24 protein-coding genes are annotated in these 23253 nt (G+C 61.1%); 9 read left to right on the top strand and 15 right to left on the bottom strand.

The features are described from left to right. Window positions 1-105: 105 nt before the first annotated feature. Genes AC0QUY_RS06880 through AC0QUY_RS06870 form a run of 3 tightly spaced genes read right to left on the bottom strand, consistent with a single transcriptional unit; the run spans window position 106 to window position 3269 of the window. Window positions 106-969: an HTD2 family dehydratase gene (locus AC0QUY_RS06880; RefSeq protein WP_475386269.1), complete on the bottom strand. Its 864-nt coding sequence runs from the start codon at window positions 967-969 to the stop codon at window positions 106-108. Further along, window positions 966-2093 carry a CaiB/BaiF CoA transferase family protein gene (locus tag AC0QUY_RS06875; protein ID WP_475386268.1) on the bottom strand — a complete coding sequence of 376 codons (1128 nt, stop codon included), beginning with the start codon at window positions 2091-2093 and terminating at the stop codon, window positions 966-968. The genes AC0QUY_RS06880 and AC0QUY_RS06875 overlap by 4 nt, the downstream gene beginning before the upstream one ends. Window positions 2094-2102: 9 nt before the next feature. Continuing rightward, on the bottom strand, window positions 2103-3269 hold the full coding sequence (locus AC0QUY_RS06870; RefSeq protein ID WP_161852057.1) for an acyl-CoA dehydrogenase family protein: 1167 nt from the start codon (window positions 3267-3269) through the stop codon (window positions 2103-2105). A 127-nt stretch (window positions 3270-3396) separates the two neighbouring features. Here AC0QUY_RS06870 and AC0QUY_RS06865 point away from each other — a divergent pair, with 127 nt between their 5' ends. Beyond that, a complete protein-coding gene (locus AC0QUY_RS06865) occupies window positions 3397-4320 on the top strand; it encodes a LysR family transcriptional regulator (RefSeq protein ID WP_475386267.1) in 924 nt (307 codons plus the stop codon). 608 nt (window positions 4321-4928) lie between these two features. Here the strand turns inward: AC0QUY_RS06865 and AC0QUY_RS06860 are convergent. Then, a complete protein-coding gene (locus AC0QUY_RS06860) occupies window positions 4929-5138 on the bottom strand; it encodes a cold-shock protein (protein ID WP_161852059.1) in 210 nt (69 codons plus the stop codon). A gap of 438 nt (window positions 5139-5576) precedes the next feature. On the opposite strand from AC0QUY_RS06860, the gene rpsU reads away from it, so the two are divergent. The 3 genes from rpsU to AC0QUY_RS06845 all read left to right on the top strand — a co-directional run bounded on the left by rpsU (window position 5577) and on the right by AC0QUY_RS06845 (window position 6579). Beyond that, window positions 5577-5843, top strand: a complete 267-nt coding sequence (gene rpsU / locus AC0QUY_RS06855; RefSeq protein ID WP_475386451.1) for a 30S ribosomal protein S21 — start codon at window positions 5577-5579, stop codon at window positions 5841-5843. Between the two features lie 102 nt (window positions 5844-5945). Next, on the top strand, window positions 5946-6164 hold the full coding sequence (locus AC0QUY_RS06850) for a DUF6894 family protein (RefSeq protein ID WP_475386266.1): 219 nt from the start codon (window positions 5946-5948) through the stop codon (window positions 6162-6164). Window positions 6165-6213: 49 nt separating this feature from the next. Continuing rightward, the gene (locus AC0QUY_RS06845) at window positions 6214-6579 is read left to right on the top strand and encodes a hypothetical protein (protein ID WP_475386265.1); all 366 of its coding nucleotides are present in this window, start codon (window positions 6214-6216) and stop codon (window positions 6577-6579) included. A gap of 174 nt (window positions 6580-6753) precedes the next feature. Here AC0QUY_RS06845 and AC0QUY_RS06840 read toward each other — a convergent pair whose 3' ends face one another. The 4 genes from AC0QUY_RS06840 to AC0QUY_RS06825 form a co-directional block, all read right to left on the bottom strand. Beyond that, window positions 6754-6957 carry a hypothetical protein gene (locus AC0QUY_RS06840; protein ID WP_161852062.1) on the bottom strand — a complete coding sequence of 68 codons (204 nt, stop codon included), beginning with the start codon at window positions 6955-6957 and terminating at the stop codon, window positions 6754-6756. A 734-nt stretch (window positions 6958-7691) separates the two neighbouring features. Continuing rightward, window positions 7692-8408: a dihydrofolate reductase family protein gene (locus AC0QUY_RS06835; protein WP_475386264.1), complete on the bottom strand. Its 717-nt coding sequence runs from the start codon at window positions 8406-8408 to the stop codon at window positions 7692-7694. A 22-nt stretch (window positions 8409-8430) separates the two neighbouring features. Then, window positions 8431-9321 carry a LysR family transcriptional regulator gene (locus AC0QUY_RS06830; protein WP_475386263.1) on the bottom strand — a complete coding sequence of 297 codons (891 nt, stop codon included), beginning with the start codon at window positions 9319-9321 and terminating at the stop codon, window positions 8431-8433. A 91-nt stretch (window positions 9322-9412) separates the two neighbouring features. After that, the gene (locus AC0QUY_RS06825) at window positions 9413-9766 is read right to left on the bottom strand and encodes a cyclophilin-like fold protein (protein ID WP_161852065.1); all 354 of its coding nucleotides are present in this window, start codon (window positions 9764-9766) and stop codon (window positions 9413-9415) included. Between the two features lie 602 nt (window positions 9767-10368). Between AC0QUY_RS06825 and AC0QUY_RS06820 the strand changes: the two genes are divergently transcribed. The 4 genes from AC0QUY_RS06820 to AC0QUY_RS06805 all read left to right on the top strand — a co-directional run bounded on the left by AC0QUY_RS06820 (window position 10369) and on the right by AC0QUY_RS06805 (window position 13888). Continuing rightward, entirely contained in the window at window positions 10369-10611 is a 243-nt protein-coding gene (locus tag AC0QUY_RS06820; protein ID WP_161852066.1) for a hypothetical protein, read from the top strand. Between the two features lie 162 nt (window positions 10612-10773). Further along, on the top strand, window positions 10774-11994 hold the full coding sequence (locus AC0QUY_RS06815; RefSeq protein WP_475386262.1) for a vanadium-dependent haloperoxidase: 1221 nt from the start codon (window positions 10774-10776) through the stop codon (window positions 11992-11994). Window positions 11995-11998: 4 nt separating this feature from the next. Further along, window positions 11999-13024 (top strand): hypothetical protein, encoded by a 1026-nt coding sequence (locus AC0QUY_RS06810; protein WP_475386261.1) that lies wholly within the window; start codon window positions 11999-12001, stop codon window positions 13022-13024. Between the two features lie 153 nt (window positions 13025-13177). Continuing rightward, window positions 13178-13888: an alpha/beta fold hydrolase gene (locus AC0QUY_RS06805; protein ID WP_475386260.1), complete on the top strand. Its 711-nt coding sequence runs from the start codon at window positions 13178-13180 to the stop codon at window positions 13886-13888. Window positions 13889-13942: 54 nt separating this feature from the next. Here the strand turns inward: AC0QUY_RS06805 and AC0QUY_RS06800 are convergent, their stop codons facing one another. The 7 genes from AC0QUY_RS06800 to AC0QUY_RS06770 form a co-directional block, all read right to left on the bottom strand. Beyond that, window positions 13943-15421 carry an FAD-dependent monooxygenase gene (locus AC0QUY_RS06800; RefSeq protein ID WP_475386259.1) on the bottom strand — a complete coding sequence of 493 codons (1479 nt, stop codon included), beginning with the start codon at window positions 15419-15421 and terminating at the stop codon, window positions 13943-13945. Between the two features lie 327 nt (window positions 15422-15748). After that, window positions 15749-16948, bottom strand: coding sequence for an adenylate/guanylate cyclase domain-containing protein (locus AC0QUY_RS06795; RefSeq protein WP_475386450.1), 1200 nt, complete (start codon window positions 16946-16948; stop codon window positions 15749-15751). Window positions 16949-17175: 227 nt separating this feature from the next. Beyond that, the gene (locus tag AC0QUY_RS06790; RefSeq protein ID WP_475386258.1) at window positions 17176-18321 is read right to left on the bottom strand and encodes an NAD(P)/FAD-dependent oxidoreductase; all 1146 of its coding nucleotides are present in this window, start codon (window positions 18319-18321) and stop codon (window positions 17176-17178) included. Between the two features lie 178 nt (window positions 18322-18499). Continuing rightward, on the bottom strand, window positions 18500-19429 hold the full coding sequence (locus AC0QUY_RS06785) for a helix-turn-helix domain-containing protein (protein WP_475386449.1): 930 nt from the start codon (window positions 19427-19429) through the stop codon (window positions 18500-18502). Window positions 19430-19723: 294 nt separating this feature from the next. Beyond that, window positions 19724-20167, bottom strand: coding sequence for a PaaI family thioesterase (locus AC0QUY_RS06780; protein ID WP_161852072.1), 444 nt, complete (start codon window positions 20165-20167; stop codon window positions 19724-19726). After that, window positions 20164-21438: a cytochrome P450 gene (locus tag AC0QUY_RS06775; RefSeq protein WP_475386257.1), complete on the bottom strand. Its 1275-nt coding sequence runs from the start codon at window positions 21436-21438 to the stop codon at window positions 20164-20166. Before AC0QUY_RS06775 ends, AC0QUY_RS06780 begins: the two co-directional genes overlap by 4 nt. Before the next feature lie 31 nt (window positions 21439-21469). Continuing rightward, window positions 21470-22741, bottom strand: a complete 1272-nt coding sequence (locus AC0QUY_RS06770; protein WP_475386256.1) for a cytochrome P450 — start codon at window positions 22739-22741, stop codon at window positions 21470-21472. A gap of 223 nt (window positions 22742-22964) precedes the next feature. On the opposite strand from AC0QUY_RS06770, the gene AC0QUY_RS06765 reads away from it, so the two are divergent. Further along, on the top strand, window positions 22965-23253 hold a 289-nt coding region (locus tag AC0QUY_RS06765), incomplete at its 3' end, for an acyl-CoA dehydrogenase family protein (RefSeq protein ID WP_475386255.1).

Raw genomic sequence — 23253 nt, 5'->3', positions numbered from 1 at the left:
AGAGCTGGCTCCGTCATTCCGGGATGGTGCGTTAGCACCAGACCCGGAATCTCGAGATTCCGGGTCCGATGCTTCGCATCGTCCCGGAATGACTACCTCAAACTACTACCAAACAGCCGTGCCCTTCATCGTCGGCTGTCCCTCGGCATTGGCGATCCACAGCTCCATGCCGGCGTTGGTCTCGTTGGCGTTGATCGAGAATTCGCTGCCTTCGAACAGCGGCTGCACGCCGCGATAGCTGAACTTCTTCGGCGCCGAGTCGCCGTGAAGTTTTGCGGCGAATTCGACGATCAGCGCGGCCTGCAAGGGACCGTGGAAGATCAGGCCCGGATAGCCCTCGACCTTGGTGACGTAGTCGCGGTCGTAATGGATGCGGTGGCCGTTGAAGGTCAGCGCCGAATAGCGAAACAGCAGCACGGGATCGCTGACATGGCTTTCGCGATGCCTGGCGACCGGCGGCGGAGGAGGGGCCTTCGGCGGTGAAGCAGGCCCTGGGCCGCCGATGTCGCGATAGACGATGTCCTGCCGCTCGCGGATGGCAACCCCGCGCGCCGTCGTTACCGTGTGTTCGACGGAGACGAAGCATAGCGTGCCGGTCGAGCCGGTTTTCACCGTCACATCAGCGATCCGCGAGGTCCGCGTCGCTTCATCGCCGACGCGTAAGGGCGCGAGGAATTCGATCTCGCCGCCGGCCCACATCCGGCGCGGCAGCGGCACCGGCGGCAGGAAGCCGCCGCGCGTTGGATGCCCGTCAGGGCCGAGCTGCGACATCGGAAACACCGGCTGCGCCAGGCACCAATGCGTGGTCCACGGCGCGGCGTCGCCCGCCTTGGGCTCGCCGATGTCCTGAAACAGGGTTGAGCGCAGGCCCTTCACGAGTTGCGCAGTGACGATGTCGGACGCTTCCGTGCTGCGGCCGATCCATTGGCGCAGATGGTCGAGATCGAGTTTTGTTGCGGCTTCGGTCATGACTTCAGGCTTTTGATACGGGCTGCGGGAAGTTCAACGTGGTCGCCGATGGCGGGCACGGGGCCATAGTGCCGTTCTTCACCGACGAAGATCGCAGCGGGTGCGGCATAACTCACCTTGCCCTTGGGGGTATCGACCTCGATGCGGCGCAGATGCGGGTGCACGGCGAGGTCGGCCATGGTGTTCACTTCCGCAAACGCGATGTCGGCGTCGTCGAGGCGCTTGAGCAACTCAACGCGCGTCATCGAAGCAAAGGCGTCGGCTACCGTCTTGTCGGTGAGCTGCCGGTTGCGCACGCGCTCGACCATGTTGGCAAAGCGCGGATCGTTGGGCAGGTCGGGCTGATCCAGCACCTCGGCGCAAAGCTTCTTCCATTCGCGCTCGCTCTGGATCGAGATCAAGATGCCCTTGCCGTCCCTGGAATTGAACACGCCATAGGGCGCGATCGAGGGGTGGGCCAGCGCCATCCGCTTCGGCGGATTGCCGGCCTCCGAATTGATCAGCGGCACCGCCATCCAGTCGGCCATCACGTCGAACATCGAGATCCTGATATCGGCGCCCCGACCTGTGCGTCCCCGCGCGATCAGTGCTTCCAGGATCGCCGCATGCGCGGTGGCGCCGGTGGCGATATCGACGACGGAGATGCCGACGCGGGACGGGCCTTCGGGACCGCCGGTGATCGAGGCAAGCCCGCTCTCGGCCTGGATCAGGAGATCGTAAGCCTTGCGTTCGGCATAGGGGCCTTCGTCGCCATAGCCCGAGATGGTGCAGCAGATCAGCGCCGGGTAATCCTTCTTCAGCCGTTCCAGCGAGAAGCCGAGCTTGTCCATCGAGCCGGGCTTGAGGTTCTGCAGCAGCACGTCAGCGCTCGCGATCAGCTGTTCGAGCGCGGCGCGGCCGTCCCTGGTGGCGAGGTCGATCACTTGCGAATTCTTGCCGCGGTTGAGCCAGACGAAATAGCTGCTCTGGCCTTTTGCCGCAGCGTCATAGCCGCGTGCGAAATCGCCCTCGGGGCGTTCGACCTTGACGACATGTGCGCCGGCATCCGCCAATCGTGAACTACAGAATGGCGCTGCGACCGCCTGTTCGACGGAGACGACGATCAATCCTTCCAATGGCAGCATCTGACGTTCTCAGTAAGAGCGGGGCAGGCCAAGCACATGCTCGGCGACGTAGGACAGGATCAGATTGGTCGAAATCGGCGCAACTTGATACAGCCGGGTTTCGCGGAACTTGCGCTCGACGTCGTATTCCTCGGCAAAGCCGAAACCGCCATGGGTCTGCACGCAGGCGTTGGCCGCTTCCCAGGAGGCATCCGCCGCCAGCATCTTCGCCATGTTGGCTTCCGCGCCGCAATCGAGGCCAGCCTCATATTTACGGGTGGCTTCCTTCACCATCAGCTCGGCAGCGCGCATCGCGGCGTAGGCCTTTGCGATCGGGAACTGAATGCCCTGGTTCTGGCCGATCGGGCGGCCGAACACGGCGCGCTCCTTGGCATAGCCGGTGGCTTTGGCGATGAACCATTTGGCGTCGCCGATGCATTCTGCTGCAATGAGAATACGCTCGGCGTTCATGCCTGACAGGATGTAACGAAAGCCCTTGCCCTCGTCGCCGATCAGGTTCTCGGCCGGCACGCGCATGTCCGTGAAGAACACTTCGGTCGTGGCGTGGTTCATCATGGTGCGGATCGGGCGGATCTCCAGACCCTTGCCCTTGACCTCGCGCATGTCGACGATGAAGACGGAAAGCCCATCGGTGCGTTTCTTCGCCTGCTCCTTCGGCGTGGTGCGCGCGAGCAGGATCATCAGGTCGGAATGTTCGGCGCGGCTGGTCCAGATCTTCTGGCCATTGACGACGTAGTGGTCGCCATCACGCTTGGCGACGGTCTTCAGCGAAGAGGTGTCGGTACCGCTGGTCGGCTCGGTGACGCCGAACGCCTGCAGCCGCAATTTGCCGCTGGCGATGCCGGGCAGGTATTTCGCCTTCTGGGCGTCGTTGCCGTGCCGCAGCACGGTGCCCATCGTGTACATCTGGGCGTGGCAGCCGCCGCCGTTGCATCCGGCGCGCTGGATCTCTTCCAGGATCGCCGCCGCGGCCGAGAGTTTCAGCCCGGAGCCGCCATACTCCTCGGGGATCAGGACCGAGAGGTAGCCGGCTTCGGTCAGCGCATCGACGAACTCCTTCGGATACGCCATCTGGCGGTCGAGCTTGCGCCAGTATTCGCCGGGAAACTGGGCGCAGAGCTTGGCGACGGCGTCGCGGATGTCGTGGAATTCGTCCTGTTGTTCTTGTGCGGTCATTGGTTTTTCTGGCGATGGATGGTGGGTGATGTCAATTGCTTGGGGAGCGGGCCGTTGTGAAACGATCGTCGGTCTCCTATGCTGAATTGTTATAGCGTATGAATCTGCCTTCGAAGATTGGCAAGAGATGGATATCAGGCAGCTCAGGACCTTCAGTTGCGTGGCCGAGCTCGGCAGCCTCAGCAAGGCCTCCGATACGCTGCGGGTGGCACAGCCGGCGCTGAGCCGACAGATCAAGTTGCTTGAACATGAATTGCGGGCCGAGCTGTTCACGCGGAACGGCCGTGGCATGGTGCTGACCGACGCCGGCCGGCTTCTGCTCGCGCGAACCTCCGGCATCGTCCGGCAGATCGACCAGGTGCGCGACGAGATCCAGTCCGCCGGCGGCCCGCCCTCGGGCCGCGTGGTGCTTGGCCTCGTGCCGACCGTGAGCTGCGTGATTTCGGCGCGGCTCGCCCGGCGCACCGTCGACACCTATCCGGGCATTTCGCTCTGCATCGTCGAAAGCTACAGCGGCCATCTGACGGAATGGCTGCATCGCGGCGAAATGGATCTGGCGCTGATCTACGGGCCGTCGAGCGATCTGCATCTTGCCGTGCAAAGCCTCGGCCGCGATCCCATCGTCGCTGTCGGGCCGCGTGGCAGCGGCCTTTCGAAAAAGAAGCAGGTCGATATCGGCTGGCTGCTGAAACAGCGCCTCGTGCTGCCCAGTCATTCGCACGGCCTCCGGGCGCTGATCGAGCAGGCGGCGGCGAAGAAGAAGCTGAAGCTCGACGTCAAGCTGGAAGCGGACTCGTTCCGAGTGCTGACCAGCCTCGTCGAGGAAGGCCTGGGATACACGCTGTTGCCACCTTCTTCGGTGCGCAATGAGGTCGCCAACGGCCGGCTGGAAACCGCGGCGATATCAAAACCGTCGCCGATGCGCGAACTGACCCTTGCGTCTCCCATCGATCATCCCGGCTCGACTGCGATTGCGCTAGTCACCGAATTGCTTCGCGACGAGCTGATCGCCTGCCGCGAAGAGGGCCTCTGGGACATCAGGCTCGCCTGAGCCGATGTCGGGCCGCAGCGATTGGCTTAGAGCAAAACGGCCAGGGGCGGCATTCTCATCTGGTTACTTCTGTCATGCCGCAATTGTATAGGGGGCGGTGCCGGCTTGCCGGACGATGGTGCTGGCCTTTAACCGAGGACTTCGCGTCCAAGGCCCGCAAGCTTCTCGATGATATTCAAGGGAGCGCATGCTCGTTTAGCGGCATGTCTGGTAATGTCCCCAGCGGATAGCGGAGAAGGCACTCACGCGACGGGACGACGGCGCGGTCTTGAGGTCGGTTGCCTCTTCCTGCTTTTCACCGCCAATGCGCCGTGTTGATCAGGTAGGGCTTCGCGCCTTGCGTCTGCAGCTTCCCTCAAAGCTCGCAAGCGCGCCATGTTTTCGCGAACGGCAACAGCCCGCCGCTCGACATCCGCCATGGCCTGCTTTCCTTGTTCGGATGCAATCCTTTGACGGTGCGTTCTTGCGATGCTTTCAGGGGAAGGTTCGCCAGGTTTCCTGCCAGCCATGCGCTTGCCTTCCACTCCAATGACAATAACCCGCTCAACCCCTAGAGTTGAGCGGGCATGACGCCTTTCCAGTACATCCGTGGAAAGGCGCGGCCGGCTTTAGGCCAGCGAAAGATTTTCCGCGCTTACCTTACCCCGCATCGGGTCGGTCTTGATCTCGAATGTGACCTTCTGGCCCTCGGCCAACCCGGCAAGTCCGGCGCGCTCGACCGCGCTGATGTGCACGAAGACATCAGTGCCGCCGTCGTTCGGCTGGATGAACCCGAAGCCTTTTTGGCCGTTGAACCATTTCACAGTACCTGTCGTCATTTCTCTCTCCAAAGCGCGAGCATGTCGCGCAACCATCATGCGAACCAATTCAACGTCGTCGATGTCTTTGGAAAAGGAGCCCGCGGGCGCGATCAACAAGGCACGGCGGCTAATCGAATAGTGGCAATGTATACAACTATTGCGATTTTTCAAGGGGCGGGAACAACTTATTTGCGAGGCATCTAAGCAGGTTAATCTCGCTTTCTCGAGCTTCGACGGATTGGATTGCGGATGGCGAGTTCCGGTTGACACTCTCGGCCCGGAGTGGTCACGTTCTATTACCAAAGCGCTCGTCGCACTGGGATAGCCCCGGTGCTTCGGATCGGTGAAGCAATCGCCGACGCGGTCATCCTCACATCGCCGTTCATCGAAGTTCCTGTGCAATTGGCTGGCAACAGGACCGGTCCTGCTTACCAGCCCAAACGCGAGGATCGACTCATGCAAGTAATCGTCCGCGACAACAATATCGAGCAAGCCCTGCGCGTGCTGAAGAAGAAGATGCAGCGCGAGGGAGTATTCAGGGAAATGCGCAGGCGCCGATGTTACGAGAAGCCGTCAGAGGAGGCTGCAAGAAAGAAATCCGACGCTGTACGCCGGATGCGTAAGCTTGCGCGAAAGCAGGCGATCCGGGATGGTTTGATCGCGGCTCCGCCGGCGAAAAAGAAGGAAATCAAGCAGCCAGTTCCATCTACGATAAAGTCATGACAGGAACATTAGAAGGCTCGATCGCTTGTCTGCTATCGCACGCGCGACACGCAGGAGCGCCAAGATAATTGCCTGCCGGCTCCCAATAGAAGGAGAGCCCTCATGATCCGCTACTACTTTGACATAAGGGAGGGCGACACTCTCTACGCGGATGAAGAGGGGTTGGAGCTGGACGATCAAACGGCGGCTGAGGTCGAGGCCGCGAATGTTGGCGAGGGATCTCTCTCCGCAGGGCGAGCGGAATCACATGGCTATCGAAGTTCACACCAGCGCCGGAACAATTTTCCAGGCAGCATTCATCTTCGAGAGCGCTCAGCCTAAGGAACAGCATTAGTACAAGTCCGTTGTCTTGCTCTTGGATCACTACATCATGTCGATACCAACTAAAGCAAGGAAGCGGGAGCGAACCGCAACAGGACGCGATCCGATGATGGGATTTCGCGCCGCCCCCGTCCTGCGAGCATCCATTGTGAGATGGGCCGAGAACCAACCCGATAAGCCTACTCTTTCAGAGGCAACGCGCCGTCTGGTTGAACTTGGCCTGGACGTAAAGGTAAAAAGCCGGTTATCGGGCAAAGATCAGAAATTGCGGGCTCGGGAATTGGCTGCCAATGCAATCGATCGCGTCGCTGATTCAAAAGCATCTGCGGAGGATCAGGCAGACCGTAAGCGCCGGCTAATTAAGGGGCCGCAAGAGTTCCGTGAGGCCCGCGTTGATCGTGCTAAGAAGAAGTGATTGCAATGGACGAAAGAATTCCAGCAGCCATGGCCAGTACGCTGCTTCTATCCGGGCAAATGCAATTACGATTTGGGCCGGTAGTATTTCGATGCGTGATTGACTGAGCGGGCAGACGTAGAGCTCGAGTCGTTACCATCCTGTGTCGAGATGGTGGCTTCCCTTGCCTTTGCCCTATGTGAACAAGCGGTCGGTCGCTTTATCGAGCCGTTTGTCCGAACCGCTCGCGTCGTTGAGATGACCAACCAACTCTCCGGATACTCGGTAGATGTTAATCCCTTTGAGGTCATATAGCTTCGTGCCATGACGGTCGAAAATTTCTCGACCTACTACGGCGCCGACGCGAATACCCTTGCTGTTGAATATATTGCCTGTCATGAGTGCCTCCTTGCTTGAGGTCGAGCCGCGAGAATTCTGCGCTCTTCGTTGCCGTGTCAGAGTAGCTTTTGCGGGAGCGGCTTCAGTTCACCGCGCGCACTTTTGCCGGGCACAAGGCACCCCAGCCGCTCATCGAACTGGCTTCGTCGAGCCTATGCCGGGATCAGCGATCGTCTCCCAATTGTTGCCACAAGCGGAACACCGCCATTCGTTGACAGCCCCCGTGGACAAGCAGGTTGATCTGACCGGAGCAGTGACAACGTGTCCGCAGGTACAGGTATTCGTCCCTCGTGATGGAGAGCGGCGCGGCTCGTCGCTGACCATCCTGGAGGCCCACCGACGCTCGAACCTTCGCTGAAAATGCAATGGATAGATAATCGAACTCACGGGCTCCCTCCTGTAGGCGGCGGGAGCACGGTACGGTCTCTCAGTCACTGAAGCCGTTTTTACGATCAGTGATACTGCCAATATAGGGCTTGAGCCATCCTATAGCTAGTCGAAGCTCTCAGGACTCGCGTCCGCGATGGAGCGGGGGTAGATGATGATCCCTCAAACTGGGCGCCGATTTGGGCACTGCCCTGCACATAGCGGTCACTAATCCCGACAGCAGTAGTTCCCCACTTGGCGCGGCAAGCTGCGCGACTTTATCGCGGCTATTGAAAGCCGCGCCGTCACCAACGAGCAGTGCTGGATTTGAAGAAAGCCGCGCCGCCTCCTTCGAGCCAGGTGGCGCTTCAACCGAGTGCGCGCTCCACGGCGTGACGCAGCCAGACCATTCCGCCCTCTAGCGTCTCGCAGTGGGTGAGGCGTAGCGATTGCCCGGCGCCCGGACGGTCACCGTCGTGGCCGTCATAATCGACGATGCTTTGCGCCCCCGCGACACCATCGACCGCCGGATGAAACAACGTGCTGAATTCGTCGATCAGCTGGCGCTTCAGGAATGCTCCGTTGATCCTGCCGCCACCTTCGAGAAGCAGCTTCTTGACGCCGAACAGCGAAGCGATCTCTTCGATGGCGCGCGCCAGATCGTCGCCCCGTGGGCCGGCGAACACGTAAGACACGCCGTCCTCGCGCAGCTCCGCGAGATATGCATCGGAGACCTGCTCTCCCAAAACCGCGACGACATGGTCGCCGCCGATATTGTCCTTGCCGTAGTGAACGCGGCCCGATGGGTCGATGCCGATCGCAAGTTTGCGCCCGTTACGCGGGCCAACATGCGCTTCGCGCGCAATCCCGGGCGCGTCTTTGACAGGCCGCTCTGTTCCCTTGGACAACTCGCTCATCGTCCGTCTCCCGACAATCCATCCATCGGCGTCGAACTGGTCGTGGACGCGTTCATAGTGACTGCGCAAGATGTCCGCCGAGTTGCCCGAGGCGGGCGAGGTGAAGCGGCTCGGATGAAGCCGTCCGTCAATGGAAGTGCTCATATGGCAGATGATGTAGGGTCGCATTAGGTTTCTCTTCTTGAAGCGATCAACGCCGGTGCCTTAACGCCTTGACCAAGGCGGTGAATGCTGGCGACTGGCGTCGGCTCGGGTAGTAGAGATGATAGCCGTCCCAATGCGGCGAGAATTTCTGCAGGACACGCACCAGCCGCCCTTTCGAGACATAGGGGAGAATGATCTCTTCCGGTATGTAAGCAAGGCCAAAACCGTCCAGCGTCGCATCGAGCGCGTTGAAGGTGTTGCTGAAGGCGAGCTGGCCATCGACGCGAATCTTCAACTGCCGGCCATTTTCCTCGAATTCCCACGCATACATGCTGCCAGACGACGGCAGGCGGAAGTTGATGCACTCGTGCTGGACAAGCTCCCTCGGATGCTTCGGCTTCGGATGGTCCTTGAAGTATTCAGGGGAGCCCACAACAGCGAGACAAAAATCCGGACCGATCCGCGCCGAGATCATGTCCTTGGCCAGATGCTCGCCCATGCGCACGCCCGCATCGAAACGTTCGGTCACGATGTCGGTCAGTCCGTTATCGAGGGTGAGCTCGACCTTGACGTCGGGATACTTGGCAAGAAACATCTTCAGCTTCGGCCAGATCACAAAACTGATCGCGTAATCCGCGGCTGCAATCCGGATCGTACCCGCGGGCTTGTCGCGCAACTCCCCCAACGCCTCGACTTGCGCTTCGATCTCGTCGAAATGCGTGCCGATGCCGTTGAGCAATCTTTGCCCAGCCTCCGTGGGAGCGACAGCGCGCGTTGTGCGGGTCAGGAGAGCAATTCCGAGACGTGCTTCGAGCTGGCGGATCGTGTGGCTGAGCGCAGACTGCGAGACGCCAAGTGTGGCCGCCGCCCTGGTGAAGCTGCCTTCGCGGGCCACCGCTCGGAAAGCCAAAAGGTCAAGGACGTTGTCGCGCAGCACTCATGAGTCCTTCTCACAATTACTCCATGAGTATAGGTCCCACTGCGGCAATGTCGATGCTACCGCTTTAGAGAAAACATTGTCCCGACGACTAGCGGGCGCGATCAATCGTGACACTGACGGATCCGGGCCGGTCGAAAATCGAAACGTCGCCGCTCACGTGTCCAAGGATGATGATCCCCGGTTGCGGCACTTGCCCGTCGCGGTAGTAGATGACGAAGTGGTTGGACGTCCAAAGCCCGAGCGTACCCTTCGAGAAGCCTGTCTGCCGCGGGACTTCCGCCAACGCTGCAGGAAGATTGCCGGTCTTTTCCTGACGCAGGTGATCGCGCATCTGGATCGTGACGGGCAACATCCGGACAAGCGATCTGGCGGACTCATTGTCCGAAAGTTCAGCTTTCACTTCGCCCCATTCAGATGAAATGACGATCCGCTCCTGCGCCATGACCGGTCTCCCCAGCACGATAAGAACTGCAATTGCTACCAGTGTCCTGATGAGCATCACGGTCTCCTGAAAGACATACGTATGTTCAATGAAGAAGGACTGGAGTTTGTCCGTCCAGTACCATCAAGTATGAGGCGCATAGCACAAAAGATTAGCCGGCAAGAAACGGATGCCGTCATGAGCCGCATTCATGAATGCCGCTGCGAAGACGGGACTCATGCTGCCCTGTCATCGTCGGAACGATTGCTGTTGGCGCTCAGTATCAATGAGACGGCCCTAGCCGATGTTCGCGGCTGCCCGCGCCTTGTCGACGCCGCCGACGATCGCAAGTTTCACCGCCCATGCCACACGTTCCGTGGCCCAGTTGCTGTCGTGCAGCCTGCGGTGATCCATCGGGTCGGCGAAGTGCCGACTTGACCGACCGATGTCCGAGTTCGAGCGCGAAGTCGAGAACATTTTCTCGCACGCAGTTCTGAGCAATTTTGAATTGGGACAGCTTCAGTGTCTGATCCAGCGCAATCTACTCTTGTAGCGTTGCTGTTGAACTTTCGCGCGGTTCCCGTGACCCACCCTAAGGGGGCTTCCGGATCACGGAGGTTCTGATGACGAGACATCGAACGATTACCGGGTTCGTGGCTGTCGCTCTGCTCGCGGTCGCCGCAACCGCCGCCACCATGCGGTCGCACGTGCATTGGACCGACGGCAATGTCGTATCCGCCGGCACGACTGCAAAAGGACCCACGGCTGACGCCAACGAGTTCCCGGCTGCGAGTTTTGACGACCGCTGGTCCGCGATGTCAGCTCCGACGACGGATACGGCCGAGCGCAAGCTCGACGATCGCTAAGTGCTGTCGCAGTCGGACGACTTGGCGAAACTGCAATGGACTCTTGGTCGTTGGGGCGACGCTTCGCGTGATGGGCGCGATCGCGCGCATGGCAACATGATTGGTACATTCACACCGCATTGGCAGTCGTTTCGAAAATCCAGCTTTTCGAAGGAGGCAAGGATGAACGTGCTGAAATCTGCAATCGTCGGCCTGGCCCTAATTTCAGCTCATGCACCGGTCCGAGCGGACGTCATCGGTGACTGGAACAACACCGCAATGGACGTGATGAAGGCGGTCAACGTGGGCGGTAATCCGTGGACGCGCAGCATGGCGCTGGTGAACGTGTCCATGTCTGACGCGGTCAACTCGGTGCAGCAGCGATATTCACGTTACATACCAGAACTCCCAATTGACCCGAACGCCTCGGCCGAGGCTGCGGCCGCGGCGGCTGCCCGCGAAATTCTCATGCGCCAGTATCCCGGCCAGAAGGAGCGGATTGATGCAGCCTTCGCGGAGACGATGAAAACCATTCCGGACAATCCGGCACGGGCTGCAGGTATTGATTTGGGCAAGAACGTTGCGGACGCCGTTTTCACGGAACGGCAGAGCGACGCGACAAACATGCCCGACACATACCGTCCGCTCACCACGCCAGGCGTATGGGTACCGACCACGCCGCCGCTGTTCCCGCAATATGCGACGGCCAAGCCATGGGGCCTGGACAGCGCTAGTCAGTTCCGCCCGGCTCCGCCCCCGGCCCTCAACAGTGCGCTTTACGCGCGCGATTACAACGAAACCAAGGAAATGGGCGGCGTGAAAAGCACCAAGCGGACCGACGCGCAGTCCGACGCCGTGCGCTTCTGGACACAGGCCAACCTTGGGCCCGCATGGTATCAGGCGGCCAGGCAGGCTTCCGCTCGTCATAACCTGCCAGTGGCAGAAAGCGCGCGCGTGTTCGCACTGATGTCGATGGCTCTAGCCAATTGCTTCATCGTCGATTGGGACGCCAAGTTCCAATACCATTTCTGGCGGCCGATCACCGCGATCCGCAACGGCGACCAGGACGGCAACGATGCGACTGAACGCGAGGCAGGCTGGCTGCCTCTGAACACCACGCCGATGCATCCGGAATATCCGTCGCAGGCGGGGATCAACGCGGGTGCGGCGCGAGGCGTTCTGGAAGCTGTTTTCGGCAGCGGGACGGAAGACTTCGTCGCGACTGATACGTCCGACGCGCGCCTTTCACGCAAATTCACCAGCTTTGCGCAGATGGCTCAGGAGCACAAAGAGGTGCGCGTCTGGGGCGGCATTCATTTCCGCAATTCGCTGGAGGTCGGAGACGCGATGGGGCGCAAGGTCGCCGACCATCTCGTGGCAAATTACATGAAGCCGGCGAGGTAGGCCCATGTTCGGCGCCATCACAAGGCGCCTGATGACCGGCGGCGCGCTGCTGCTCACCGCCTTCCTCGCCGCGGATGCCGCCGGCATCGACGACGATCTGCCCGACCTTAACGACCAGGTCGCGCGGATGGCCGCCGAGGTCGCACTCGAATTGCAGCAAGTCTGTCCGCCCGCTTCACCTTCGGACCAGGCAGCCTTCGACCGATGCCGGCGCAGCCTGTTCGGCGACTCCGCGTTGCGGCGCAACCTCGCGCCGCGACTGCTATGGGGCCGCCGGAATCAGGATGCCGGAGCAGCGCTCGAGAACACCAATCTCACGCAGTTTGCACCCGATGTGATTGCCGGCCTGTATCTCTCGCTGTTCATGTACAGCGGCGAGTACAGCACCGAGTATGTCGAGCGCGAGCGATTGTACCTGATCCGTCTGCGAGCAGGGTTCCGCAACCTGCTATCGCCCGGGCAGTTTCCCTATCCCTTCTGGCACCAAGAGGAAAAGTGGAGTGTTTATCAGGCCGCGAATTCGGTTCTGCTCTGGGTCAATCCAAAGACCGCTAAGATCGTCATCGGGCAATTTACCGAGCGGGGTAGCGGCGACCCCGTTGTCGCCACGCAACCGATATGGCCCAAATTCGATGGCAAATGGATGTGGATGGACAAGGAGGGTCGCATCCAGCCGCGCGTGACGCTGTTCGACGGCTTGTTCCGGCACGACAATCCCTATCTGGCAGAGCTCGACACCACCTACAGGACGCTGGCGCTGCGGATGCGCGACGCGCAATGCGATAATTGTCACGTGCCGAACAACCCGATGCCGATGCGCCGGCTGCTGCTGTTGCACACACCCGCCCACGCGGCAGGCGAGATTGCCCGGTTGTTGAAGACGGTGCGCGCGGACAGGATGCCGCTCGACGATGCCGGCAATGAACAGCCACTCGATCCCGCGCTCAAACGTGCGCTGCTCGAAAGCGGCGCGGCTTTCGAAGAACTGGTGAAGGCCGCAAAAGATTGGGAAGCGGCACGCCGGGATTGAATGGCACTCGACTGATCCGGTCGCAGTGCGCAGCCAAACTCGAATTGAAGCGAGCTTGATGAAGTCACATGGTTGGCTGCTGTATCGAACTTGTGCCCGCGCAATCCTCGGCGGTATCATCGCGCCAAGAATAATTCGGTTTGCGGAATTCGTATGAGTCTCAATTTCGTTCTTGTGCCCGGTCCATTGGTCCGGGCGTCGAGCTGGCAGCCTACGGCAGAAGCGTTGCGGAAATCAGGACACAGCGTCCAGATACCGGACGTCCTCGACGATCAACCATCGCCGCCGGCCTGGCGTGACTGGACGTCGCACCTGCTCCGGCGCATCGCATCGTATCATGAGCCGATCCTGGTCGGTCACAGCTCCGCAAGCGCGCTGGTCGCTGATCTCGCGCACAGGCTGCCCTGCCGCGGCGTTGTCATCGTTGACGGCGAGGTGCCACCGTCGCGAGGCCCTGCCGCGCCGGTCCGGCCTGCGCTTTTCGATTTCATCAGAAGCCTCGCAGCCGATGACGGCACGCTTCCGATCTGGTCGCGATGGTTCACCGGCGACGTCAGACGCGCATCCCTCGTCGGCCTGGACCTGCTGGCGAGAGACCCAATCGTCTTCGCAGAATTCGAGCGCGGACTACCAACGCTGTCGGTCGAGTGGTTCGACGATACGATCGAGCTTGCCGGCTGGGATCACGTTCCAGCCGGGTTCATTCAATGTTCGCCCATCTACGATCACGCAATGCTGGAAGCGCAACGGCGCGGATGGCCGGTCATAAGACTGGAAGGAACGCATCTTCATCCGACGCTGGCGCCGGCCGAGACCATGCACGCTATCCTGTCCATGTCACGCCAACTCGCTAACCGCGGCTGATGAATTGCCTTGGAGTGTTCAACGGCGGCAGCTTGCCCATGAGCGGTCGCGCCGCTACGCCGCGACAGGCGGTCCGAACCACATGGTCAGCGCGTCAGCCAGCCCCAACTGAGCCTGGTCTCCAACCCAGGCCACATGTCCGTCGGGCCGGACCAGCACGGCGCTGGGAGCCGTGACCGCGCCAAGCACCGGAAGCTCCCACGTGCCGGCATATTGCGCGTCGATCTGCCGTACCCGGTCCGCCCACGGCGTGATGTCGAGGGCGCCGGGCTCACCGAGGTTGAGCAGCACCGGCCGGGCATCGTGCAGCAGGGTGAAGGTCCGGAGCCGGCCGTTTGCGGTGATCAGGTCGAGGTCGGGCATGCGGCGGCCGAGCAGGGGATGTCCTTCGCCGAGATCGTAGTGGATGTCGAGGCCGGAGATCATCGCGGCGATCCGTTTGCGCGGTTCGTCCATGCCGAGGAGGTCGGACATGGTGTCCTGCAGGGCCTTGACGCGGTCGTCGGGGCGACGCATCAGCGCGACTTGCGCCATCGTGTTGCGCAGCACGCGCGCCGCGACCGGGTGGCGCTCGGCGTGATAGCTATCCAGCAGGCTTTCCGGCGACGTCTGCTTGACCACTTGGGCCAGCTTCCATCCGAGATTCACCGCATCCTGCACGCCGATGTTGAGGCCCTGTCCTCCCGCGGGGTAGTGCACATGCGCGGCGTCGCCGGCGAGCAGCACGCGTCCCTTGCGATAGGACGCCGCCTGCCGGGTCATATCGGTAAAGCGGGAGATCGAAGCCGGACTGTGGATCCCATAGTCGGTTCCGTAGACGGCGATGAGCGCCTCGCTCAGATCGCTCAAGGTAGGTTCGCTGGTGGAGCCAAGGTGTTGCTCCGTCACCATGACCCGCACCGGCCCCCCATCCTCCATCCTGCTCAAGCCATGGATGCCGCTGGCGTCGTGGCGGATGCCCCATTCCGGCTCTCGGGCGACCTCAACCTCAGCGATCAAATGGCTGGTAGTCGGATCCCAGCCGGGGAAATCGATGCCGGCTGATTTACGGATAAGGCTGCGGCCGCCGTCGCATCCGACGAGATAGTTCGCCCGCAAGGACTTCCCGTCGGAAAGTGCGACGTCGACGCCGGTGTCGTCCTGCGCAAAACCAGTCACCTCGCGTCCGCGATAGACCGGCACCGAAAGCTCGTCGACCCAGCCGGCGAGGATGCGCTCGATGTGGTTCTGCCATAGCGCGAGCCCGTAATTGTGCCGGGTGGGAAAGTCGCTGATGTCCAGACGGATCAAGGCGAAGCCGGCGACTTGGGCCACCTGTCCCTGCGACAGGAACCGATCGGCGATGCCGCGCTGATCGAGCACCTCGATGGTGCGGGCGTGCAGCCCGCCGGCGCGCGAGCCGGCGAGCTCCTGGTCAGGGCGTCGCTCGACAATGGCAACATCGACGCCCGCCAGCGCCAGCTCGCCGGCCAGCATCAGCCCGGTCGGACCTCCGCCGGTGATCACCACCGCATGATCGATCAATGCACTCATGTCGTGACCCCGTAGGTTGTGGCTTCGGCTGGCGGTTGTACGGGATGAGTGGGGTCTTGAAGCAAGCCCGTTGCGCGCCACATATTGAAGTGGGAGAGGAGCCGCGTTTACGGCGCCTTTTGTCATGGCCGGGCTTGTCCCGGCCATCCACGTCTTTCTTGATTGATTGAAGCAAAGACGTGGATGCCCGGGACAAGCCCGGGCATGACGTGATGGAAACAGCGCCTGATTTTGTTGGCTGGATTTTGAGTTAGACTCCGAGCCGCCCCAAGCCACTTTTGACCCAAAGCTCAGACCGAAAACCAGTCACCGGTGCCAGCTCGGCGTTCAGCCGTGATACGCAAACAGCTCGATCGGCTCGCTGAAGCCGCGCACCGGATGTTCGCCGACGCGTTCGAGATCGAAATCGCTTTTGACCAGCTCGGCGAACGCCTTGGACAGCAGCACCGTCCGGCCCAATTGCTTGGTGAGCGCCTCCAGCCGCGAAGCCATGTTGACCGCGGGTCCGATGACCGTGAAGTCGAGCCGCGTGCGCGACCCGATATTGCCGTACATGACGTCTCCGACGTGGATGCCGATGCCGTAGTTCAGCGGCGCACGACCGGTCTTTCCGTTCTGTTCGTTCAGGGCAATCATGGCCTGACGGGCATCAGTCACGGCGCGCAGCAGATTGGCGCAGGCTGACGGCTGGCTGAGCGGAAAGATGGCGAGCAGGCCGTCGCCGATGAATTTCAGGATTTCGCCGCCATGCCGCGCAATCGGCTCCGACATCGCGTCGAAATAGCCGTTGAGAAGATCGATGACGTCATCGCGCGGCCAATTGTCGGAGATCCGCGTGAACTCGCGCAGATCGCAGATCATGATGGCGGCGCGCACCGTCGTGCCGCTGCCGCGACGGGTGGCGCCGGCCAGGATGAGCTCGCCGGCATGCGATCCGACATAGGTTTCGAGCAGTGTTCGCGCCAACCGGTTCTTCATGCGGATTTCGCTGACCAGCGCCAGAACCGGCAACAGCTTCCGTAGGCCGGCGATGTGCGCGTCGTCAAAACCGCCGGGCCGGTCGGTCGCGAAGGTCACGATGTGCCGCTTGCCGAGCGTATGGTACAGCGGCCAGGCCACATAGTCGGTGAGGCCTTTCGCCCGCATCTCGTCATAGAGGGCATGCTGGCGGCCCAGCGCGGGATCGCGTTCGAGATTCTCGCGCACCTCGGTGGTGCCGTCATGGATTTCGTTGGCGGGACTGCCGATGTATTCGGATCGCTCCCTGACATCGTAGTCGACCCTTTCAATCTCCGCCTCGCGCATCCCGTCCGCCCAGGTGATCCGGGCGCCAAGCCATTGCGGATGGTAGATCAGCAGATGAAGCGTCGCCCGCTTGAGGGGAATGCCCGCGCGCTGAAGCCGCACGCACAGCTCGGCGAAGATATTGTCGATGAAGCGCTGATCGCGCGTCTCGTTTGTCAGCCAGTGCACGACTGCGTTGTCGGAATCGGCGGGAACGGGATCGATGTTGCGGGGCGCGTCCATATCTTCGTCCTCGGCAGTGAGCTCAGTCGACGGTACGGGATATGTCGTGTTGCCATCCAACCGTGTCAACGGAGTCGCCTCAATCCGGTGGGCGTCGGCTTGCGAGGGGTCGCATGGCGTCGTCCCGACGTGCGGCGATACCATCTCGCTTGCAGAATCTGGTGAGCATATGGACAAGCATCGGGCAGCTAGAGGCCCAGCCCGCGCCGTACCCCCACACAACTGAATCAGGGTGCGAGCTCTGCTCTGACCTCACCGAGCAGCGCCATGCCGCCTAATCGACCCAGTTCGTCCGAACACTTCGCGCTCTTCCCGTAGCAGCCGAATGCAACGGTGACGCGCTCCGAAAGCGGCCCGATGCAAGGAAGGCCTGTTTTGCCAAATGTGGTCATGCAAGGCACGACGCGGCGTTCTTCAAAATCCAGACCGGGAATACGAGCAAGGATCTGCTTTTCAAGCCCATCAGCCACGGAAATCGAGCCGCCCGATCGGAACCAGGCCTTGATATCCGCCTCGCTTTCGAGCGGAAGATCAACCGGATCACCGCCGAGCTTTAACCAGGTTTGGCCGTCCGGATAGGGGATTGGCGGCAGAATATAGGGATTCTCGCCCTTGGGCCCGATACAGCGCATCGACGGCATTCCGGCCAAGCGTTGAACCTCCGCCGCGCCAAGCCGAAACAGCGCCACGGTACGCCCATAGACAGTAAAACCCATTGATTGACCGAGCAGTGATTGGGTATGCCCGCCTGCTGCAACGAGAACGCGCTCGACCTCGACATCGCCCGATCTCGTCCGGATCGTCACACCAGAACCGCTTTCCGAAATCCCCAGAGCAGGTTCGTCGATGATCCGAACTCCGGCGCGCTCCGCCGCGATCGTCTGCGCCCGGACCAAGCGGCGCGGGCTGATGTATCCGGCATTCCGTGGCTCGAAATAGCCCTGCATTCCCGCCGTAAATCCCAGAAACGGAAATCGCTCCGCGAGCCCTGTCTCATCATACGCTTCACAAAAGATCCCGGCTTCAGCGGCGATTTTGCAAACCGAAGCGACGTCACTTCGTTCGCCAGGGCCAACGTGCAGCACCCCGACTTCCCGGTAGAACTCCTCACCGCTTTCCGCTGAAATCTCGTCGTAGCGCGAAATTGCAGCGCAGTTCATTTGGACCCAAAATGGCTCCGGATCGAACCTCCGCGTGATACGGCCCTCATCGTAGTGGCTTCCAAAGACGCCGTTATGGCGCGAAAAATCTGCCGGCTCATCGGGCCCGATCAGTGCAACATCATGGCCCATTCTGGACAAATGTCGCGCAGCCGCCGACCCGATCATACCACGTCCGATCACCGCAAGTTTCTTCGCTCTATTGGCGCTCACGATTAACTCCTAACGCCTTGCCCGCAAGCAGCATGCCTAGCGCGGCCGCAACTCGGCCGGAAGATCCATGGCGCGCATGGTGGCGGTACCGAAGGCGGACAGCGTCTGGGAACCTTCTTTGTCGAAAACAACTCGACGGTGGCAACCCCGATTGAGCCCGACATTTCAGCGTTCTAGCTTACGTTTCACTTTCCCGGGCGCCCTGTGCTTCGCGACGCCACACGCCTGGGCTGACGCCAACCAAGCTCGAGAATACCCGCGTAAAGTGGCTTTGATTGGCAAACCCGGCCGATATCGCTACCTCAGCAAGTGACAGACCATGGACGGTCATCAACTGCTTGGCCGCGCTGACGCGTTGGCGAAGGAGCCATTGATGTGGTGGCAGGCCGATAGACGTCCGAAATGCTCGAGCAAAATGGCTAACCGAGAGGTCCAGCTCAGCCGCGATTTCTTGCAACGTAAGTTTCCCGCTGAGATCGGACTCGAGCCTTTCGCAGGCCCGCTTCGCCTGCCACGGAGCAAGGCCGCCGCATAGCGGTTTGATGTTTCGCAGTCCGCCATACGCCTGCGCGACATGCGCTGTGAGCGCAAGCATCATGTGATCGACGAAAAGCTGGTTCGCTTCGGATGGACGTCGCAATCCCTGCAAGAGCGATGCGCCGATGTGATGTACAACCTGGTCGTGAAAGCCGGTGCCGAACTGATAGTCGAGTTGATCGACACGCCGCACACCGAACTGCTCTGCAATACCGTTGAGAGCCAAGGCCGGAACATAGAAATTGAGGGAGTGAAATGGCTTATCGATCACATAGCGCGGGTCGCACTTCATGTCGTATACATACGTCTGGCCTGCCCGGATATCGGGTTTGGCCACGCACTTGCCACGCTCCCAGTATTCGCAGTTGGGATAATCGCGAAATTTCAAGCTAAAGATGTAGGCGTCTTCGGGCAGAATGGCGCCGCAAAGGCCCGGAACGGGATTGTCATCGCGCGTTTCAGTGGCTGCGACCTCGACACCTCGCACCGACCGCGTGATCAGCGATGACGGTGTATTCTGAAGGTGCAGAAGCTCTTTCCACTTCTGACCGTGAAAACCGCTCTCTGCCATATGGATCAGCCCATCGGTAACGCGGACCGGGCGGGTCAGCATCGTTGCTGCGCGGTCACGCTATTATCGTAGATCAGCAACGGGTCGTCCAGCGCGGCTGATGACCGGATTTTACCCGCGATTCCAAAGCTATCGTGGAACGTCCTCGTCCGCTAAGTGTTCCATATCGGACGCCACCACTACCGCGGGGCCGCTCTTGGCTGTTTTCGGACCTCACGCAATGTCTGACTTGAGTGCGGGATGCGCACCGAGGCAGACGCCCACCGACCATCTAGGATTTATAGGTTTGCGCTTCTAGCGCGGCCGCAACTCGGCCGGCAGATCCATCGCGCGCATGGTGGCGGTACCGAAGGCGCAGAGCGTCTCGGCGCCTTCTTTCTTCGAAAACAGCTCGACGGTGGCGACGCCGATCGATCCCGACATCTTCAGCGTCTTGGCGCGGGCGATCAGCTCCGTGCCGTCGGCGGGGCTGAGGAAGTTGACCTTGAGCTCGACGGTGACGCCGATCTTGCCCTTGGGGAGAGCGGACGTGATGGCGATTCCTGCGGCATGATCGGCGAGCGAGGTGATGACGCCGCCGAAAAAATGCCCGAAGAACTGCAGCAGGTCGTCGCGGCGCGCCAGCGCGATCTCGGCATAGCCCTGCTTGATGGCAACGATGCGGATACCGGCGGCGCCGGGAAAGCCCTTGGCGTTGATCGCTTCCGCCAGTTCGGGCGGATTGAGCTCGGCACTCATCCGGGAATGCGTACCGGCAGTTGCTCGATGCCGCGCACGAAGGAGGAATAGACCCGCTTCGGCTCGCCGACCACCTCGATGCGATCGAAGCGCTTGAGCATTTCCTGCCACACGATCTTCAATTGCAACTCAGCAAGGCGCATGCCGACGCAGCGGTGGATGCCGAAGCCGAACGACAGATGGGTGCGCGGGCGGGCGCGGTCGATGATGAATTCGTCGGGCCGCTCGATGCCTTCCTCGTCGCGGTTGCCCGAGACGTACCACATCACGACGCGATCGCCCTTTTTGATCTTCTTGCCGCCGATCTCGGTGTCGAACAGCGCGGTGCGGCGCATATGGGCCAGCGGGGTCTGCCAGCGGATCACTTCCGGCACCATGGTGTCGATTAGGGCAGGGTTTTCGCGCAGCTTTTGGTACTGGTCCGGATGCTCGTTCAGCGCCAGCACCGAGCCGCTCATGGTGTTGCGCGTGGTGTCGTTGCCGCCGACGATCAGAAGGATGATGTTGCCCATCAGATTATCGGGGTCCATGTGCCGCGTGGCGTCGCTATGCGCCATCATCGACAGCAGGTCGTTCTTCGGCGGCGCGTTGACGCGCTCGTTCCAGAGCTTTGAGAAATAGGCGTAGCACTCGTCCATTTCCTGGCGCCGCTGCTCCGGCGAGTCCACGACGCCACTCTTGGGCAGCGCGGTCGAAACGTCGGACCAGCGCGTCAGCTTGCGCCGCTCTTCCCAGGGGAAATCGAACAGGGTAGCCAGCATCTGCGTGGTCAGCTCGATCGAGACGCGCTCGACGAAGTTGAAGGTTTCGTTGCGCGGCAGATCGTCCAGCACCTTTTGCGAGCGCTCGCGGATCAGTTTTGCCAATTCGTCCAGATGGGTCGGCGTGAACATCGGCGACACCGTCTTGCGCTGCGCCGAATGCCGCGGCTGGTCCATCGCGATGAAGCTCGGATAGTCATAGCCGGGCGGCACGTCGCGGATCGAGATGCCGCCGAGCGTGGAGTCGGAGGAGAAGATGCCGTGGTTGGTGTCGACATGCATGATGTCGTTATACTTGGTCACCGACCAGTAAGGCTCTATCGGCGAGTTCTCGCAATAGTGAACCGGCTCTTCCTTGCGCAGCCGCTCGAACCACGGCCACAGGGTGTCGTTCTGGAACAGTTTTGGCGCACCGGGATGAAAGTCCTTCAGCGGGGTCGAATAGGCCTCTTCGCGCGCGGCGCGCAGAAGCTCTTTCTTGTCGGCTTTGATTGAGGTCTGGACGTTCATGTTGGTAATAATCCCGGTAGAGTCCAAAGGGTTAGCCGGCGATGCGGACCGGCAGGGTCTCGTAGCCTTTGACGAAACTCGAATATACCCGCTTCGGTTCGGCTATCACCTCAATATTATCGTATCGCTTGAGGATTTCTTCCCAGATAATCCTTAGTTGTAGTTCCGCCAGCCGGATTCCGACGCAGCGGTGGATGCCGAAACCGAAGGAAAGGTGGGTGCGGGGCCGGGCGCGGTCGATGATGAAGTCGTAGGGGCGGTCGATCACATCCTCGTCCCGGTTGCCGGAGACGTACCACATCACGACCTTGTCGCCTTTTTTGATTTGGCGGCCACGGAATTCGATGTCTTCGAGTGCGGTGCGGCGCATATGCGCCAGCGGCGTCTGCCAGCGGATCACTTCGGGCACGAAACTGTCGATCAAATCAGGGTTGTCGCGCAGCTTGCGATACTGGTCCGGATTCTTGTTCAGCGCATAGATGCTGCCGGAGAGGGTGTTGCGGGTGGTGTCGTTGCCACCGACGATCAAAAGGATCAGATTGCCGAGGAAGTTCTTCGGGTCCATGTCGCGCGTAGCGTCGCTATGCGCCATCATCGATAACAGGTCGCTCTTCGGCGGCTGGTTGATGCGTTCCTTCCACAGTCTGGCGAAATAGGTCGCGCATTCCATCAACTCCGCCTGGCGTTCTTCCTCCGTGGCGACGAGGCCGCCGGGGCCGGGAAGCGTCGTGGCGACGTCCGACCAGCGCGTCAGCTTGCGGCGGTCTTCCCAGGGAAAGTCGAACAGCACGGCGAGCATTTGCGTGGTGAGCTCGATCGAGACCTGATCGACCCAATCGAAAACGTCACCACTCGGCAGATTGTCGAGGCATTCGGCGGAGCGCTTGCGGATGTTGATCGCGAGCTCGTCGAGATGGGTTGGCGTGAACATCGGCGCCACCGTCTTGCGCTGCGCGCTGTGGCGCGGCTGGTCCATGGCGATGAAGCTTTCGCGGCGCAGGTCCGGCGCGACATCGCGGATGGTGATGCCGCCAAGTGAAGCTGCCGACGAAAACACCGCGTGGTTGGTCTCGATGTCCATGATGTCGTTGTATTTGGTCACGGACCAATACGGCCCGAACATCGAGTCCTTGCAGTAGTGCACCGGCTCTTCCCGGCGCAGCCGGTCGAAATACGGCCAGAACGAATCCGTCTTGAACAACTCGGGATTGCTGACGTCGAAATCCGCCAGCGGCATGGACTGAGCCGCGTCACGCGCGGTCCGCAGATGGGAATCGCTGGCGAGATCGACGGTTCCGTGCATCGGTGGCTCTCCCTGAATTCTACCCACGCGAAGCATGCCGAGCGGGTGATGTTTTACCCTATTACATCTCGACCCGGTCCCCGGCGCAAGGGCGAGTTGGGTGCATTTGGCCGCATCGGCTAGCTGCCGACCTTGGCGGTCCCGATGCATTTCGCCGCGTGACAAGCGCAGGCCCGGAGCATAAGTCTGTTTGAAACAACGTTTAATTCGCCGGGAGGCGGCCATGATTTCCAATGTGCAACGGATGTTCAATTTCGACCTCGGCGAGACCGCGGATGCGATCCGCGAGACCGTGCATGCGTTTTCCCAGAACGAGATCGCGCCGCGCGCCGACGAGATCGACCGCAGCAATCAGTTTCCGCGCGACTTGTGGCCCAGGATCGGCGCGCTCGGCCTGCACGGCATCACGGTGGAAGAGGAATATGGCGGCGCCGGCCTCGGCTATCTCGAGCACTGCATCGCGGTGGAAGAGATGTCGCGGGCGTCAGCTTCCGTGGGTCTGTCCTACGGCG

The organism is Bradyrhizobium sp. WYCCWR15520, assembly GCF_056174665.1.
Note: the sequence above shows the minus strand (reverse complement) of the source record. Positions and strands in the feature narration are given on the sequence as shown.

What these genes read in the sequence shown, in the direction of transcription:
- AC0QUY_RS06880 (WP_475386269.1), bottom strand. Translation starts at nt 969, where the DNA reads ATGACCGAAGCCGCAACAAAACTCGATCTCGACCATCTGCGCCAATGG.
- AC0QUY_RS06875 (WP_475386268.1), bottom strand. Translation starts at nt 2,093, where the DNA reads ATGCTGCCATTGGAAGGATTGATCGTCGTCTCCGTCGAACAGGCGGTC.
- AC0QUY_RS06870 (WP_161852057.1), bottom strand. Translation starts at nt 3,269, where the DNA reads ATGACCGCACAAGAACAACAGGACGAATTCCACGACATCCGCGACGCC.
- AC0QUY_RS06865 (WP_475386267.1), top strand. Translation starts at nt 3,397, where the DNA reads ATGGATATCAGGCAGCTCAGGACCTTCAGTTGCGTGGCCGAGCTCGGC.
- AC0QUY_RS06860 (WP_161852059.1), bottom strand. Translation starts at nt 5,138, where the DNA reads ATGACGACAGGTACTGTGAAATGGTTCAACGGCCAAAAAGGCTTCGGG.
- rpsU (WP_475386451.1), top strand. Translation starts at nt 5,577, where the DNA reads ATGCAAGTAATCGTCCGCGACAACAATATCGAGCAAGCCCTGCGCGTG.
- AC0QUY_RS06850 (WP_475386266.1), top strand. Translation starts at nt 5,946, where the DNA reads ATGATCCGCTACTACTTTGACATAAGGGAGGGCGACACTCTCTACGCG.
- AC0QUY_RS06845 (WP_475386265.1), top strand. Translation starts at nt 6,214, where the DNA reads ATGTCGATACCAACTAAAGCAAGGAAGCGGGAGCGAACCGCAACAGGA.
- AC0QUY_RS06840 (WP_161852062.1), bottom strand. Translation starts at nt 6,957, where the DNA reads ATGACAGGCAATATATTCAACAGCAAGGGTATTCGCGTCGGCGCCGTA.
- AC0QUY_RS06835 (WP_475386264.1), bottom strand. Translation starts at nt 8,408, where the DNA reads ATGCGACCCTACATCATCTGCCATATGAGCACTTCCATTGACGGACGG.
- AC0QUY_RS06825 (WP_161852065.1), bottom strand. Translation starts at nt 9,766, where the DNA reads ATGGCGCAGGAGCGGATCGTCATTTCATCTGAATGGGGCGAAGTGAAA.
- AC0QUY_RS06820 (WP_161852066.1), top strand. Translation starts at nt 10,369, where the DNA reads ATGACGAGACATCGAACGATTACCGGGTTCGTGGCTGTCGCTCTGCTC.
- AC0QUY_RS06815 (WP_475386262.1), top strand. Translation starts at nt 10,774, where the DNA reads ATGAACGTGCTGAAATCTGCAATCGTCGGCCTGGCCCTAATTTCAGCT.
- AC0QUY_RS06810 (WP_475386261.1), top strand. Translation starts at nt 11,999, where the DNA reads ATGTTCGGCGCCATCACAAGGCGCCTGATGACCGGCGGCGCGCTGCTG.
- AC0QUY_RS06805 (WP_475386260.1), top strand. Translation starts at nt 13,178, where the DNA reads ATGAGTCTCAATTTCGTTCTTGTGCCCGGTCCATTGGTCCGGGCGTCG.
- AC0QUY_RS06800 (WP_475386259.1), bottom strand. Translation starts at nt 15,421, where the DNA reads ATGAGTGCATTGATCGATCATGCGGTGGTGATCACCGGCGGAGGTCCG.
- AC0QUY_RS06795 (WP_475386450.1), bottom strand. Translation starts at nt 16,948, where the DNA reads ATGGACGCGCCCCGCAACATCGATCCCGTTCCCGCCGATTCCGACAAC.
- AC0QUY_RS06785 (WP_475386449.1), bottom strand. Translation starts at nt 19,429, where the DNA reads ATGGCAGAGAGCGGTTTTCACGGTCAGAAGTGGAAAGAGCTTCTGCAC.
- AC0QUY_RS06780 (WP_161852072.1), bottom strand. Translation starts at nt 20,167, where the DNA reads ATGAGTGCCGAGCTCAATCCGCCCGAACTGGCGGAAGCGATCAACGCC.
- AC0QUY_RS06775 (WP_475386257.1), bottom strand. Translation starts at nt 21,438, where the DNA reads ATGAACGTCCAGACCTCAATCAAAGCCGACAAGAAAGAGCTTCTGCGC.
- AC0QUY_RS06770 (WP_475386256.1), bottom strand. Translation starts at nt 22,741, where the DNA reads ATGCACGGAACCGTCGATCTCGCCAGCGATTCCCATCTGCGGACCGCG.